15 protein-coding genes are annotated in these 15,141 nt (G+C 51.6%); 5 read left to right on the top strand and 10 right to left on the bottom strand.

Annotated features, from left to right (window positions below; genetic code table 11):
• Positions 1-234: 234 nt before the first annotated feature.
• The 4 genes from BUA14_RS28495 to BUA14_RS10395 all read left to right on the top strand — a co-directional run bounded on the left by BUA14_RS28495 (position 235) and on the right by BUA14_RS10395 (position 4,093).
• Entirely contained in the window at positions 235-621 is a 387-nt protein-coding gene (locus tag BUA14_RS28495) for an ABC transporter permease (RefSeq protein WP_242954623.1), read from the top strand.
• A gap of 1 nt (position 622) precedes the next feature.
• Positions 623-1,516 carry an ABC transporter ATP-binding protein gene (locus BUA14_RS10405; RefSeq protein WP_242954622.1) on the top strand — a complete coding sequence of 298 codons (894 nt, stop codon included), beginning with the start codon at positions 623-625 and terminating at the stop codon, positions 1,514-1,516.
• The gene (locus BUA14_RS10400) at positions 1,500-2,285 is read left to right on the top strand and encodes an ABC transporter ATP-binding protein (RefSeq protein ID WP_072772541.1); all 786 of its coding nucleotides are present in this window, start codon (positions 1,500-1,502) and stop codon (positions 2,283-2,285) included. The genes BUA14_RS10405 and BUA14_RS10400 overlap by 17 nt, the downstream gene beginning before the upstream one ends.
• Before the next feature lie 152 nt (positions 2,286-2,437).
• Complete coding sequence (locus tag BUA14_RS10395; protein ID WP_072772540.1) at positions 2,438-4,093, top strand: ABC transporter substrate-binding protein; 1,656 nt, start codon at positions 2,438-2,440, stop codon at positions 4,091-4,093.
• A 123-nt stretch (positions 4,094-4,216) separates the two neighbouring features.
• Here BUA14_RS10395 and BUA14_RS10390 read toward each other — a convergent pair whose 3' ends face one another.
• From BUA14_RS10390 to BUA14_RS10360, 7 genes are all read right to left on the bottom strand, one after another.
• Positions 4,217-5,110 carry a CPBP family intramembrane glutamic endopeptidase gene (locus BUA14_RS10390; RefSeq protein WP_072772539.1) on the bottom strand — a complete coding sequence of 298 codons (894 nt, stop codon included), beginning with the start codon at positions 5,108-5,110 and terminating at the stop codon, positions 4,217-4,219.
• A 29-nt stretch (positions 5,111-5,139) separates the two neighbouring features.
• Positions 5,140-6,255: a helix-turn-helix domain-containing protein gene (locus tag BUA14_RS10385; protein WP_242954621.1), complete on the bottom strand. Its 1,116-nt coding sequence runs from the start codon at positions 6,253-6,255 to the stop codon at positions 5,140-5,142.
• Positions 6,256-6,624: 369 nt separating this feature from the next.
• The gene (locus BUA14_RS10380; RefSeq protein WP_072772538.1) at positions 6,625-7,422 is read right to left on the bottom strand and encodes a Fic family protein; all 798 of its coding nucleotides are present in this window, start codon (positions 7,420-7,422) and stop codon (positions 6,625-6,627) included.
• A 52-nt stretch (positions 7,423-7,474) separates the two neighbouring features.
• Positions 7,475-7,783, bottom strand: coding sequence for a hypothetical protein (locus tag BUA14_RS10375; RefSeq protein ID WP_072772537.1), 309 nt, complete (start codon positions 7,781-7,783; stop codon positions 7,475-7,477).
• Positions 7,784-7,998: 215 nt separating this feature from the next.
• Complete coding sequence (locus BUA14_RS10370) at positions 7,999-8,604, bottom strand: MptD family putative ECF transporter S component (protein WP_072772536.1); 606 nt, start codon at positions 8,602-8,604, stop codon at positions 7,999-8,001.
• Positions 8,605-8,675: 71 nt separating this feature from the next.
• A complete protein-coding gene (locus BUA14_RS10365; RefSeq protein WP_072772535.1) occupies positions 8,676-10,172 on the bottom strand; it encodes an ABC transporter ATP-binding protein in 1,497 nt (498 codons plus the stop codon).
• On the bottom strand, positions 10,169-10,984 hold the full coding sequence (locus BUA14_RS10360) for an energy-coupling factor transporter transmembrane component T (protein ID WP_084078548.1): 816 nt from the start codon (positions 10,982-10,984) through the stop codon (positions 10,169-10,171). Before BUA14_RS10360 ends, BUA14_RS10365 begins: the two co-directional genes overlap by 4 nt.
• A 164-nt stretch (positions 10,985-11,148) precedes the next feature.
• On the opposite strand from BUA14_RS10360, the gene BUA14_RS10355 reads away from it, so the two are divergent.
• Positions 11,149-12,105, top strand: coding sequence for an AraC family transcriptional regulator (locus BUA14_RS10355; RefSeq protein WP_072772534.1), 957 nt, complete (start codon positions 11,149-11,151; stop codon positions 12,103-12,105).
• A 108-nt stretch (positions 12,106-12,213) separates the two neighbouring features.
• Here the strand turns inward: BUA14_RS10355 and rhuM are convergent, their stop codons facing one another.
• The 3 genes from rhuM to BUA14_RS10340 form a co-directional block, all read right to left on the bottom strand.
• Complete coding sequence (gene rhuM, locus BUA14_RS10350; RefSeq protein ID WP_072772533.1) at positions 12,214-12,669, bottom strand: RhuM family protein; 456 nt, start codon at positions 12,667-12,669, stop codon at positions 12,214-12,216.
• A gap of 231 nt (positions 12,670-12,900) precedes the next feature.
• Positions 12,901-13,872 (bottom strand): DUF3658 domain-containing protein, encoded by a 972-nt coding sequence (locus tag BUA14_RS10345; protein ID WP_072772532.1) that lies wholly within the window; start codon positions 13,870-13,872, stop codon positions 12,901-12,903.
• 58 nt (positions 13,873-13,930) lie between these two features.
• Complete coding sequence (locus BUA14_RS10340; protein ID WP_072772531.1) at positions 13,931-15,133, bottom strand: ATP-binding protein; 1,203 nt, start codon at positions 15,131-15,133, stop codon at positions 13,931-13,933.
• Positions 15,134-15,141 lie beyond the last annotated feature (8 nt).

Below are 15,141 nucleotides of genomic sequence, written 5' to 3'. Positions count from 1 at the left end.
GCTGCTGTACGGCGCGCGCTATTCCCTGGGGATCGCCGTTCCGACCTTGCTGCTCCTGGCTGTTTTCAGCACGGCGGTGGCTACGGTCTGCACCTACGCGGGCGGCCGGGTGGACCGGGTTTTTTCCGCGGTCTGCGACGTGTTCATGGCTTTTCCGCCCCTTCTGGTAGCCGTGACCCTGATCGGTTCGTTGGGACACGGCACGGTCAATATCATGATTTCTATCCTTTTTCCATGTGGGTATGGTTTGCCAAGATCATCCGAACTTTTATCCTTCAGGAAAAAAACAAGCAATATGTTCTGGCCTGCCGGGTTGCCGGCTGCAGCGACCTGCAGATCGTTCTCGGCCATATCCTGCCCAACGTCCTGCCCCACCTGCTGGTCTATTTCAGCACGGGGGTGGCGTCCATTGTGCTGACGATTTCCAGCTATTCCTTTCTGGGCTTCGGCTTTGCCACGGGCACGCCGGAGTGGGGAGCCATGTTCAGCAAGGCGCCCTCCTACCTGTACGGCCATCCCCTGTTGCTGGTTTATCCCGGCTTGTGCATTATTTTTACCACAGCGGGCTTCAACCTTTTCGGGGAAGCCCTGCGCGATATTCTGTCCCCGGAGGAGGCTTGAGATGGAAAGAAAGCTGACCCAAGAAAAAGTGACGCCCCCCAAAACAACGGCGGCAAAAACGACAACGGCAAAACCGGCGACGTCAAAACCGGCGACAGAGAAGCTGCTGGAAGTGAAGGGCTTGACCATCGAACTGAAAAAGAACCGGCAAGCGTTGGTCAAGGACATCAGCTTCGCGTTGGCCAAGGGCCGGACCCTGGGCCTGATCGGCGAGAGCGGCAGCGGCAAAACCCTGACCAGCAAAGCCATCCTGCGGCTGCTCAATCCCGGGCTGTTTGCGCTGCAGGGCGAGATCCGCTATGCCGGCCGGGACCTGCTGGCCATGCCTGAAACGGGATACCGACCCCTGCGGGGCAAGGAACTCTGCATGATTATGCAGAATCCCATGACCGCTTTCGCGCCCATGACCCGGATCGGCAGGCAAATCACCGCTATTCTGGCGGCTCATCTGCCCATCGGCCCGAAGGAGGCCTATGCCCGCGCGCCCCAGGCGTTGCAGGATATCAACCTGACGCAGCCGGAAAAGATCATGGGCAGCTATCCCCACGAGCTTTCCGGCGGCATGCTGCAGCGGGTAATGATCGCCCTCTCCCTCTTGCTGAAGCCCCGGCTGATCGCCGACGAGGCCACCACCGCTGTGGACGCCGTTTCCGAGGAGATGATCCTGGGCGAATTCGCCAAAATCAAAGCCCAGGGGATTTCCCTGCTGGTGATCACCCATGATTTCGGGGTGGCCGGCACCCTGGCGGACGACATCCTGGTCATGAAAGACGGTCAGATTGTGGAGGGGGGCACGGTGCAGGAGATTTTCCGCCGGCCCCGGCACAGCTATACCCAGGAACTGATGGCGGCCGGCCTGCTGACCCAAGGAGGCGGAAATGCTCAAAGCGGTTGACCTCAGCAAACAGTACACGGCCCAAGGCACCTTTGGACCCAAACATACCTGCCTGGCGGTGGACGGCCTATCTCTCCAGCTGGAGGAAAATACGGTTTATGCTTTGGTGGGTGAGAGCGGCAGCGGCAAAAGCACCCTTTCCCGCCTGCTGGCTTACGTGGAAAGACCGACCGGCGGCCAGCTGCTGCTGGATGGCAGACCCATCCGGACTTACAATGCCCGGGAATTGCGGCAGAAGCGCCGGGACGTCCAGCTGGTCCTGCAGGACGGGCAAAGCTCCCTGGACCCGCGGCAAACCATTGCTCAGATCCTGGCGGAACCATTAAAAAACCTGCTCGGCCTGAGCAGGAACGAACAAAGGGAACGGGCCGGCCAGCTGCTGGGGCGGGTAGGTCTGGCGGCTGAGATCCTGGGGCGTTATCCCCATGAACTCAGCGGCGGTCAGCAAAAGCGGGTCTGCATCGCCCGGGCCATCGGTGTTTCTCCCAGACTGATTATTTTCGATGAATCCATCAGCGGCCTGGACGTTACCCTGCGCAAGCAGATTCTGGACCTGCTCCTCGCCCTGAAAGAGGAGATCCGCTGCAGCTATCTGCTGGTGACCCACGATCTGGAGGTCGCCCTGTACGCCTCCCAGCACATCCTGGTCATGAAAGACGGCAAGATCGTGGAAAAAGCAGAAAACATCCAGGGGTATCATGATTTCCGCCATCCCTATTCCCAACAGCTGGTGGGGGCGCTGCTTGCCAAACGGCAGGCTCTGCCCTGAGCCTGCCGTTTGGCAAATTTACCGGCAAGCATTCATAAGAATTCATTTGATGTATACGGGCTAATGAAGTTCTGCCAAATAACGGGTATGCAAGAGCAGATTCTAATTGATTAAATGAAGCGCACAACGTGCGCACAAGAGGAGAGATTGGTATGAACAAAAGACTCCCGGTCCTGCTTCTGGCCCTGCTCCTGGCGATCATGCCCGCGGCGGGCTGCACCTCCGCCCCGGCGTCCGGTATAAGCAAGCCCCAAACCATTACCATTGCGGAAAGCTCCAACTTCCTGGGCGGCTTTGCTTCCATTTACGGGCCCCAGCAGGGCAATTCCTTTTCCTACTATTATTACATCGGCAACTTTTATGAAACCCTCGTCAATTACGACAACGGGAAAATTACCCCCGGTCTGGCGGAAAGCTGGCAGGTTTCCGACGACGGGCTCGTTTACACCTTCAGCCTCCGCCAGGGCGTCAAATTCTCCGACGGCAGCGATCTTACCGCGGAGGTTGTCAAATTGAATCTGGACAATTTCAATACCATCCTCGGCGTGCACGGCATCAACTATGGGCTGCTGAACAGCCTGATCGAAGAAGTCGTTGCCGTAGATGAGCATGTACTGGAAATTCACCTCCAGCGGCCTTACTTCGCCACCCTGATCAACCTGGCCATGGTCATGCCGCGGGGCATCATGGCTGCCGCCGCCTTCCAGGAGGACGGCACCTTCGCCGAGGCGCTGGCCACCGCCACCTTCGGCACAGGCCCCTATATGTACGCAGGCGACACCAAAGACCACCGGGAATACACCTTTGTCCGCAATCCTTATTATCACGGTGAGAAGCCCCCGGTGGATGCCTTCACCGTCAAGGTGATTCCGGACAATGAGGCCAAGGTGCTGGCACTGCGCAACGACGAGGTGGATTTTATCTCCGGCACGGACAATATCTCCTACAGCGCCTATCTGGAATTGGATAAATCCGCTCAGTACACCGGCAAAGTCTCCGGGGTGAACGTGCTGACCGAGTTCCTGGCCCAAAACACCACAGCCGCGCCCTTTGACGATCTTAAGGTGCGGCAGGCCGTCCAGCACGCCGTCGATAAAAAAGGCCTGGCCGAGAACCTGTTCGGCGGCCTGAAAACCGCGGCGGATACCATTATGGATACCGCCCTTCCTTATTGCGATATTGCTGTAACTCCTTACGATTATAACCCCGCCAAGGCCCAAACACTGCTTACGGAAGCGGGCTGGGCGGACAGCGACGGCGACGGTATTCTGGAAAAGAACGGACAGAGGTTAGGGGCGGAGCTGAAATATGTCGCCAATGCCACCAATGACCAGACAGCCTTAGCCATTCAGGCCAACCTGAAAGACATCGGGATGGAAGTTACGTTGACCGGCCTGGAGCTGATGGCCTTTTACAGCGATATCTACAGCGCCGGCGACTACACCCTGACTTACTATGAAAGCTACGGCATCCTGTACGACCCCTTTACCTTTGTGGCCAACATGAACCCCAACCTGGATTACAGCAAATTTTCCTTTTCCACCGACCCCATGGTATCCAAGGCCCTGCCCAGCCTGAGCTACCACGAGGCCTACGAGCTTACCGGCGGCCTCTTAAGCCTGGTGGGGGAAGACAATATCCGGGCCGGCTTCCATTACGCCCTGGAAACCGCCCACCGGGACGGGGTGCTGGTTCCGGTCACCTACCTGAATGAGATTGCCGTATTCAACGGTGACGTCATCGCCGATTACACCTTCGGCAGCCAGCCGTCCTGGGTAAACGTGGCGGGCATTGCCCTCAGCCAATAGGCAACCGCTAATTTGCCAAATAAATTTGCCGCTTGCTCTCTTGATGCCAGAGCAAGCGGCTTTTTTGCAGCCAATACGCATAATTGCTGCTTTCAATATTTTCCCGCAAGCCGGCACTTTTGCTTACTGGATGTGAGGCCGTTGCCGGGTGCATTTGAGAAACAGTACAAGAGCCAAAGCAATAAACGGAAGTCCGCCGATCAGTCCGGTGATCGCCGGGCCAAGCAGGGTATTATACCCGTCTTTTGCAAGGTAGATGGGAAACGCTGCGCCGGCATTTACCACGGAATGAATCATGGCTGCCGGAATAACGCTGCCCAGCTTAATGAATGCATAGCCTTCAATAATCCCCAGAACGACACAGAATACAATCATGGCCAGGATACCCAGCCATGGATAGCCCCAATAACCGGTCCCGTAATTATGCCCCATAGCGATAATAGGCAAATGCCAAATTCCCCAGATTACGCCCGTAATCGTTAACGCCGCCCTGTCGGAGAAGAATCCCCTCAATTTGGGAAGAAGATACCCTCTCCAGCCAAGTTCTTCACCCAGTGTGGGAATGATGTTGATAACCGGACCAATGAGCAGCACCATCAGAACCTGGACAATCAGCAGCGTGACTGGGGACAGTCCGGCCGCAGAACCTGGCTCAGTCAATTCTGTTAAAATGGCAAGCTCCGTATCAAACGAGCCGGGAAAGATCAGAAAATAGAAGGCTGCACTCAAAAACAATAAAACTGTCGGGCCGAAATAGATCAGCAGATAGCGTTTCCCATTCCCTTTAAAATTCGGCTTCAGATACATATTGCCAAAACCTTCTTTGGTTATAAACCGTGTCAATATATTACATAATGCGGGAATAAACATAGCCGCTGCCAACAATATGACCGCCCAGCCACTGCCGTAGGTTAGTCCGCAGATGGGGATCAGCAGAAACACCAGCCAGCTGATGCCCATTGTAAGGGCGACAAAGATAATAAGACGCTTTTTTGCTGCCGATTTCTCTTGTTCCATAGAGTTATTCCGCCTCCTGACCGATAGTGTTATTGACAATTATTTTGTAGCTTTTCAGTGATGCTCCGAAAACGCGGCTCATCTGAAAGCACTGAAAAAACCGGATTACAAACGATCCCATTGGCCATGCTCTGCCGGATTGTCTTTTCGTCCCGCGGCAGGTCGGTTCCCAGGTCAAGCTTATCCAGCCATCTTTCAAGCAGGTCAAAAAAATCGTCGCCGTGCAGGCTTAGGGGGTATATATTGCCTGTTACCAGCTCAGTATATTGCTGCAGCATATCAAGGGCCTTGCCGTGATTGCCCTGCATAAGATAACCCTGGGCGGCAGAGATGTAAATACCGACCAGAACGCCGGGATGCAGGCGCTTCAGATCAAATACTTCAGCCATATGCAGCGCGCGCCGCAGTACCTCTTCGAATTTCTCAGGGGCATCCGTACACAGCCCAAGGTAAGCGGGGAGAAAATTAAACAGAACGACGATGTTCTGATAAATTCCGACCTGCAAAACAGATTTTGCCTCGTCAATGCGTCCCGTCATTTGATAAGCGGATGCCAAAATTGATTCGGGCGGCAGGGCCGGGGCGACTGTTCCGTCCAACAGCTCCAACGCGGCATTGGGGTCATTGGTGGCAAGGCTGCACAGAGCCTCCATAAACAAGGCCTGCTTTGTCAGCGATACATCGCCGCTTTCCTGCCTGACCCGGATAAACAAAACCTTGGCTTCTTCCAGCAAAGATGCTGATTGCTGCGGGTCCTTCTGCAGTTCGGCATGGTTGACCATAAGCATACCCATTTGCAGCAGCAGTGGAAAGCATGAATAGTATTTATGAATAACCTGGCGGCAGTCATCCATTACTGTATCAAAAGGTTTTGCGGCAAAATCAGCCGACAGTCTCCGATACAGCTTCCGAATCTCTTCCTTTGCCATTTGCGGTTCATAAGCCATCAGTTCGTCAATGCTGATGTTAAAATAGGCGGCCAACCGCGGAAGGAAGGTTACATCGGGATAACTCTGCCCGGTTTCCCATTTTGAGACGGAGGCCTTGGTAACTCCGATGAAATCAGCCAGCTCATCCTGCGTGATGCCTTTTTCCTTGCGTTTTTTCAGCAACACCTTTGCGATATTGATTTCCTTCATGGTCATTCCCTGTCATTCCTTTCGGCGAAAATAATTTTTCAAACTACCTGCCCTTGTTTATATTTTAGATAACCGGCGGGCAAAAAATCAATGGATTAGAAGTTGATAATGGTTGAATAAATCAACCTATGCGATATTTTGCCACAGGAATATAAAAATAAAAAGCCTTTGAAAATAAAAATCAAGGCTTTTCTATCAGGACCATAAATGCCCATATCGTTTTTTTCCTTTGCTTTTCACATGACAAAGCGCCGTATCTGCTTGTCAAAAATACTTCCCGCTGTTTTTTCTCTTTTCACATAATATATTCCACCGGATCATGAGAAGATCGTAAATGATGAGATAGATGGCCTTTGTGTTTGGATATTCAGCTGACTACCGATCCTGGATCAAATCAGTGAGTCCCCTGCGCTCTTTCTTGACACCTTCTTGCAGCTCCAGCGCCTTCATCCATGTTTTTTCCGTTTCATACCGGAGGAATTCATAGAGCGAATTCAGATCTTCCGTTTCGTCATATTTCTGCAGGCACTCATAATACAACCCTTTGTCCTCATCGTATATGATGAGGGGCGGGTGCTCGTGGATCATGAGGAAATAATTCATAAGCGTCCTGCCGACCCGTCCGTTGCCGTCGGCAAAGGGATGGATGTACTCAAACCGTGCGTGAAGATACGCCGCCGCTTTGAGAACATCTTTTCCCTCAAAGGCACAGACTTCTTCCATAAGCTCAGCCAAATCGACTTCTACCTCACCGGCTGCGGAGCCAACCTCGTGGATACCGGTGACATAGTCATGCTTTTTAAATTCGCCTGGGCGTTCTTTATTTTCAATATACCGCCGCTCGTCATAGGTTCCCGCGGCGAGAATCAGGTGGATCTCCTTGACGAGATTTACACTCGGAGGCTCCTTGACGACGATTTTCTCTTTGAGAAATTCATAGCATTGCTTCTGGTTTTGCTGCTCGAACAAAGCGCGGGGGTTGCCAGTGTAATTGTTCACCTTGCCGTTTTCAAAAATCTCTCTGGTATCGCGATAGGTAATTTCGGCATTCTCAATCCTGCCGGAATGATAGGCAAACAGAATGCGGAAGCTGCCCAAATATTGATCCAGAGCGGCGATGGATTCGACCTTATAAGAGCGCCACAGCTCGACCGCTTGTTCATATCGTGCCAAGGGCGTTCCCCCCTTTCTTGAATTATTATTATACCACATTTTTACTGTTCCATTACAGGCATGCCTGAAAATCACCAATTGGCGAAACAGCAACGCGCCTAGGAAAACTGGCATAAACCAAGAGCATCATGGTAACCGGTAATCCGATACTTCCATAAAGATAACGAACAACAATCAGAAACACCATGACCGCAACACCAAACGAAAAGCAAAGCTGATATGCGGAGTTGGGCACAACAAACGTTTCTTCATAGGTGATTGCGCGCCTACAGGTACCCCCGATCGTATCTTTGATGCGCTTTGCCTTATCTCCGTGCATATGAAAGGCTTTGATGACGGCGATTCCCTTTACATACTCCAAAACAGAGTCCGTAAGCTCCGCCGATTGCTGCTGACGAATTGCGGACTGCCTGCTGCCATACCGTGTTCTTCCACGAAAAGAAGATCAACTGTGATTGCCGAAGTGATATTGCCAATATTTCCGTCGCTGAAATAACCCATCGGAAAACGCTTGAGGTAATTGCCTCTTTGGTGGAGATGATGGGATTTTATTCTTCATTTCAATACTTTGCCGTTTTACAGCATACCCGCCTTCTCAAAATGCTTTTTCAGCAGCTTTTGCCCCAGCAGAGCACCCAGCCAGGCACCGATCCCGGTGCCGATCAGAGCCGCCATAAATACAGGAGCGCTCAGGAAGCCGAGCATAGTATCGATATACTCCGCCGACATGCCCGTTTGCAGGGAATAGGCCAGGTAGTAATCCCTCATCAGCAGCATGGGAGCGATCTGCCCGGACCACAGGCAGACCATAAAAACAATATAGCCGGTGGTATTTTTCTTAAAGCTTTGGTAAGCGCCGGAGGCGGAGATAGCCTCCGCCAGAAGGCCGCCGATCACTGTTCCGAGCGCAAAAGTCCAGATAGTCCCCAGACCGAAGAGAATGATGCCGACCAAAAGGGCCTGAAGGACAATCGCCCCCCGTTTGGGGATTTTGGCGCGCATATACATGTAAATGACACCGCAGGGAATGCCGCCCACCAGACCGTAGAAAATCATGGTGAGGGGGAAGATTCCCAGCACACCGGCCACGACAAAAAGGCAAAGGGTAAACAGCACGGAAAAAATAGCAATGGTGATCAGATCACGGCTGACCAATTTGGTATTGCTCCGGGAGTTGGACATAGCAATTAACCTCTTTTCTCTCTAATAAATATAAAATAAATTCCCCAACACATGAAGTCACTGCAAATCCTTCAAATTCTTTCGACAGGCGGGGCGGTACCAGGCAAAAAAAGACGCTGCAGCCTGGGCAGGTTTTGGCGGTTGACCGGATAATCCTCCCGGATCGCGCCGTCCTCGATCCGTAGCACCCGGGTGCAGACGGCAAGCAAAAATTCGTAATCGTGGGTGATGACGAAAATCCTCTTGCCCATGTGTTTCAGCAGATCCAGCACTTCTTTGACCCGCTGCGCATTTTTCAAATCCAGCCCACTGGTAGGCTCATCCAAAATCATCACCTCCGCATCCTGGGCAATGCCGGCAGCTATCGCCAGGCGCTGCTTCTGCCCACCGGAGAGCGTCATGGGATGACGGTCGCGGAACTCTTGCAAGGACAGCTTTTCCAGTGCCCAATCCCCCAGTTCCCTCCCTGCCCTGCCGGAGCTCTGCAGGGGAAGGTCCAGCTCCGCCGCCACGCTGTCGCTGAAAAGTTGGTAGCCCGAATGCTGCATGACCAAATAAATCTTTCCCGCCCGCCTTTTACAGGGTAGCGGTTTTCCTCCCTGCAGGACCCGGCCGCCGTTTTCCTTGCGCAACCCGCACAGACAACGGGCCAGGGTGGTCTTCCCCTGTCCGTTTCGCCCCACCACAGCGATCACTTCCCCTGGAGCGGCCTCACAGGTAATGCCTTGCAGCACCGGCTCACGTCGCTTGTAGCGAACCGACAGATTTTCCACCCGGAAGCCGTTATCCTCCGCCGGAAGTGCCGGTTCAGCGCTGACTGTCAGTTTCTCCAGCTCCACGGCGCGCAGCCCTTTGGCCAGGCGTTCTTCTTCCGGCAGCCGGAAAAACTGCTCCGCCGTCCAGTCCTGCTTAAGGATGCCTTTTTCCATATACAGCACCCGGTCGGCGATCCCGCGCAGGTAGTACACACGATGCTCAGCGATCACGACGGTTTTCCCCTGCCCTTTCAAGCAAGCGATAAGCTGCGCCAGCTGCCCGGTGGCCAGGGTATCAAGGTTGGCCGACGGTTCATCCAGTACAAAAATATCCGGCCCCATGGCATAGACGGAGGCGATGGCTACCGCCTGTTTTTCTCCGCCCGAAAGGGAGAAGATATTGCGGTCCATCAATCTGCCGATCTGCAGCAGATCGACAGTTTGGCACACTCGGGCGTGAATCTCCTCCCTGCTGAGACCCAGATTCTCACAGCCAAAGGCAATTTCGCCGGTGGTATCCAGGTTGAAAAACTGGCTGCGCGGGTTTTGAAAGACCGACCCGACCCTGGTATAAAGTTCGTCGATTCTCCACTCCGCCGGCGGCCGGCCGTCTATGGTTACCCGTCCATGCAGTTCGCCGCTGTAGAAACTGGGAATCAACCCGTTGATCAGCCGAGTCAGGGTGGTTTTCCCGCAGCCGCTTTCCCCGGTCAGCAACACACACTGGCCCTGGGGAATGTGCAGGTCGATGTGCCGCACCCCATTTTCCCCGCTGCCGTCATACCGAAAACTTACATCCTGCATCCGAATCATAGCAGCACCTCCAGCCCGCCGGACAGAGCAATCGCCGCCAAAACCAGGAACAGCACACTGAATATCGTGTCGGCTGTACTCCAGCGCACCTGATGGTAGGAGGTGCGGGGGAGGTCGGAATCAATGCCCCGGGTCACGGCCGCTGCGGACAGTTCATCGGCCACCACCGACAAGCGCAGCATCATGGGAACCAGGATATATTCCAGGAAAAGCAGAGGGTGCCGCAGAATGTTCAGAAGTGAAAAACGGATGCCGCGCACCTTCATGGCATCCAGAACACCGGCAAACTCTTCCCGGATGGTGGGGAAAAAGCGCAAGGTCACAGCCATCGGCACGATAATGTTCCTGGGCACCCGCGCCTTCTGCAGGGCGGCAATCATTTCGCCCACCCGGGTGGAGGAAACAAGCAGCGAGGCAACCAGAGCAATGGGAAGCATCTTGCGCGCCAGAATAAAGACAACCGCCAGCATGGCAACCAGGGTATTGTGAAAATTTGTGGATACCGTAACGAGCAGAAGCAGCGCTCCATAAGCGGCAATTGCCTTAGCGCAGCCTGTGTAGCGCTTGTGGTAAAGCAATGCGGTGCAGATCAACGCGATGCAGAACATCTCGGTGTAAAGGCCCGTATGAAAAAATACGGTGATATTGATCAGCACCAGGATTAGCAGCTTGGCCCGCGGATCCAGCGAAAGCCCTGACGACGCCTGGGCTGCCGGATTGCTGCTTGCTGCCATGTACACACTTTCCGTTGCAACTGTGCCTGAAAACCTGACCGGACTGTTATCAATCCTGTATTTACTCCTTAAGTTCATCCTGACCCTCTTTCCAAAAGCAAAAATTTTGTTATAATCTAAGTTAGATACATCTAACTTTATTCAAGTTTACATTCAGTCTTGCCCAGGATCAATCGGCCCATCGGTGATCTGACAATTGGCCGAAGATCTTTGTGCATTGGCCGAATACCGGAGGGGACACGATGAAAACAATTTTAAACCAATTGTATACGCCGTTCTTATCCCAAATTGGCCTGACGCCGGAAGAAGGAGCGTCCGGGCGCGGCTTGTTCTATAAACCCAATCCGGGACTGGGGGACGGCTTTATCTGGGTGTTCCCTGTGGATAACCTCTATGCGGTCACCATTTACGACATCGTCTTTAAGGAGGATGTCTGGTTCGGTTACCGGCACCCGGCCTTTCTGAGCGTCGGGACCTATACCGCACCGATCGCCAGGCTCATGTATGAAAGCGCGGATTCTTCGGGTGAAAGCCTGCTGGGCTATGTGGGGCAGGAGGAAATGCATGAACAGTCGGTCCACAAGAACGTGCCTCTTTGCTCCGTCAGCATCTCCCTGACCCCGGAGTTTTACGACAGTTACCTGGCGGAGAGGTATTCTCCCGCTTTCCGGAAGCTGCCGGACATCCTATCCCGGTTGAACGGCAACGACATCATACCTGGAGCCGCATCAGCCCTGAAGCTGCTCCGTACCTCCCGGCCCTGCGGCAGCACCGCCAAAGCCTATTATGAAAGCAAGGTGCTGGAAACTCTTGCCCTGATCATGCAGTGGGGGGAAGATCAATTACGGCATGAGGAAAAAACCCGTTTACGGGATTGGGAACTCAATAGCCTGCAGGAGGTTTCCCGCTACCTGAAGCAGCATTATGCCGAACCTATACCTTTGCAAACTCTGGCCCGACTGGCCTGCATGAGCCGGAACAAACTGACTACCGCCTTCAAACAGGCTCACGGCCTGACCATAACAGAGTATATCCAGGAGCTGCGCCTGGAAAAGGCCAAGGATCTGCTGCTCAATTCCGATTGGGATGTAGGGGAAATTGCCGGGACAGTAGGCTATAAGCTGCATCGCAGTTTTTCCGAGGCGTTTAAGGAGGCTACAGGGATTACGCCCAGCGAATTCCGCAGGCAAACGATTTGAGTAGACCTGTTGAATAGACCTGTATAATAGAAATCCCGCAAGATTTTGCGGGATTTCTATTCCTTAGTAGCGCCGATGGACGGAATCGAACCGGCGGTTTATAGCCATCTACTCATCCTTATTTGCTTTGCCTTTCAAATATTTAGACATCTCTATATCGAACTGTGAAACATAATCCTTGTCCTGCCGCACACGGAATTGCTCATAAATTTCTTCAGCCTTTTTTATAGCCGCCTCGTGAGATATTTTACCTTTCCCCTCAAGCACCTTCCGGCGGTTGTTCTGCAGAAAATTATCGGTCTCCCAAAACCAGTCGGCCATGCTCATCGGGATTTCATCGCCTTCAGTTTGAACTATTAAAAATTCCTTAATAGTTGAATTTGAATCCAATTCCTCATCGTCCAAAATATTTTTTATGTGAATATTAACATTAGCGGTCGTCGTTTCAAACAAATCCTCAATCGCTTTTTGCGTCATCCAAAAGTTATCCTCTTCAAATCGAACTGAGACGGTCACCTTGCCGCTGTCTGTCGTATATAGAACGATTTTGTCTTCATTCTCCAACTTGTTCATCCTCCCGTATATAAAATAAATTACCTCGTAGCGAAGTAATTTAAGTAGCCCGAGCTTTAAGCCCGTTGAATTCGAGGGGCTTAACTCGTCTGAAGAGTTCTGTCAATTAGATTTATTGTAACAAAAATTTCCATTATTCACAATCCGTATTCTGTCCGGCAAGCTTTTGGCTGAATTCCTCGCAGAGGCCCGCAATAGCTTACGGGCTCACTCCTGTTACACTCATCCTTGGTGAGTACCCTTTTTCAACAGCCGATGATAGATCGGCGAATCCTTAGCCACTTCAGACACAGCCTTAAGTTTTCCGGCATGGATCATTTCTTCTATCCGGAAGGCAACCCAGGCATCACCAATCCCAAGCTGGTATTTACCCAGCACCTGCCCGATAATCACTGCCTCCTGAAATACCTCGCCTGCTGCTGCTATTTCCCGAAGGATAAAATCATCATAGAGCGCTTCTGACATACTAACCAACTGCCCATTCAGCATAGCCCGCAAAGGTGCGTTCTCCCTTTGCAGTTCCCGCCAATAAGCTGCACAGCTTGTAATAAATACAAGGGAGACAGGCTTTTGTAAGGCAAGATACCGATGCCATTCTTCCGGAGCCACTTCACCCCAGCCATTTTTCCGTACGATACTGCCGTTTTCACCAGCTTCCCATTCTGGAAGTCTGACGATAGAGACCTGTGCGCCAAGCCCTTTCCATTGAACCAACTGCTCCATCAGCCAATAAAGTCCACATAGTTCATCAGGCTGATTACTGTACCAGATTCGCAGGGATTCTCCCGCTGCTATGCGTTCCTGAACCGTTTTCAGATTTTCATTAGCTCTGCCGAGCAGTTCCTGGGCAGCCTGATGCCCCGTATCACCGGGGTAAACACTATATAACTTTTCCAGTGTCTGCCTGCGCTTGATACCGGGCTGGTCCTCCGAGATGTCACCAATGCTCAGCATCAAATTAAATCCATAAATATCTCCTGTCTTGCCACCCAAGGGCGTCGCCCTCTCCCAAGCCAAGCGCGCCTTTTCCTCTGCTTTTCGTTGAGCCGCTTTGATTTCCGCTTGGGTTGGCTTTGCACCATCGGAGTGGATAACCATAACGCCACTACACCCGCCTTTATATTCCCCCTCACCAAAACGTTGTGCTATTTTAAGGCTTCCGCAGGCACTATCGCCGAATACAATCTCAATCATAATAATTATCTCCAAGTCCCGGATTGACTCATCCGCAAAATTACGGTCAACTTATACATCATTCACCCAGCAGCCAGTTGATTAAATTAACCTGCTTGATCCCTTCATAATTTGAACCTGCCCCCACCTCGTCAAGGGTCAAAAGAAATTTAGGATAATGATCGGGAATTTTTTGGAGCGGCGCAATCTCCCGTGCTAATGTTCCCGCATCTAATACTGAAGCTGCTACCTGATAGTAAGCGCGTCCACTCATGTCCGATGCGACAAAATCAATTTCGTTTTCCAACATCTTTCCAATATTCACTTTATATCCTCTGCGTTGCAATTCCAGGAAAACTACATTCTCTATGAGATGTCCAATATCGGATGCAGAACTTGATAAAAGCATATTTCGTATACCCGTATCAACAATATAGTATTTCCCTAATGTCTTTAAGAGCTGTCGTCCTTTAATGTCATAGCGGTGTGCCTTATATAAAATGTAGCTGTCAGCAAGCGCTTTCAAATAGTTATCTACCGTATTTACAGAAATCCTTCGTCCGGAAGAATTTATCGTGTCACTGATTTTTTTGGTTGATATAGGGCTTCCGATACTACTGGCAACAAATCTGATAATGCTCTCCAACAATACAATGTCGGTGATTCCTTCTCTTTTCGCAACATCTTTTATGAGAATTGTATTGTATATTCCCTCAATGAACGGCACAACTGCAGCATCACTGCGTTCAAGCTGCGCTATATAGGGAAATGATCCGAAACGCAGATATTCATTAAAATTATCTCTTAAGCTTTTTCCATTTCCGGCCTGAGCAACACAATACTCTTTAAATGATAGAGGGAGCATTTCGATAGTGATATAACGCCCTGATATCAGCGTAGCAAGCTCTCCCGAAAGCATATGCGCATTAGAGCCGGCTATATATACATCCACATTCGGCTTGATATATAAACTGTCCACAGTTTTTTCATAACCTTGGCAATTCTGTACTTCATCAAGGAAAATATAGGCATATTTTCCTTCCTGCAGACGTTCCTTAACATAACTATACAAAGCCCTGTAGTCCAAAAGGTGCTCATAATCCATATCTTCCAAATTGACGGATATAATTTGATCGTCAGTAACTCCTGTAGATTTAAGGTAATCGATATACAGTTTAAAAAGCGTCGATTTCCCGCAGCGGCGCACGCCAGTTACTATTTTGATGATATCCTTCTCCCTGCTTGCAATGAGCTGATCTAAGTATTCTTTACGTTCTATCATGTACAACC

This window comes from Desulfitobacterium chlororespirans DSM 11544 (assembly GCF_900143285.1).
GTDB classification, from domain to species: domain Bacteria; phylum Bacillota; class Desulfitobacteriia; order Desulfitobacteriales; family Desulfitobacteriaceae; genus Desulfitobacterium; species Desulfitobacterium chlororespirans.
Note: the sequence above shows the minus strand (reverse complement) of the source record. Positions and strands in the feature narration are given on the sequence as shown.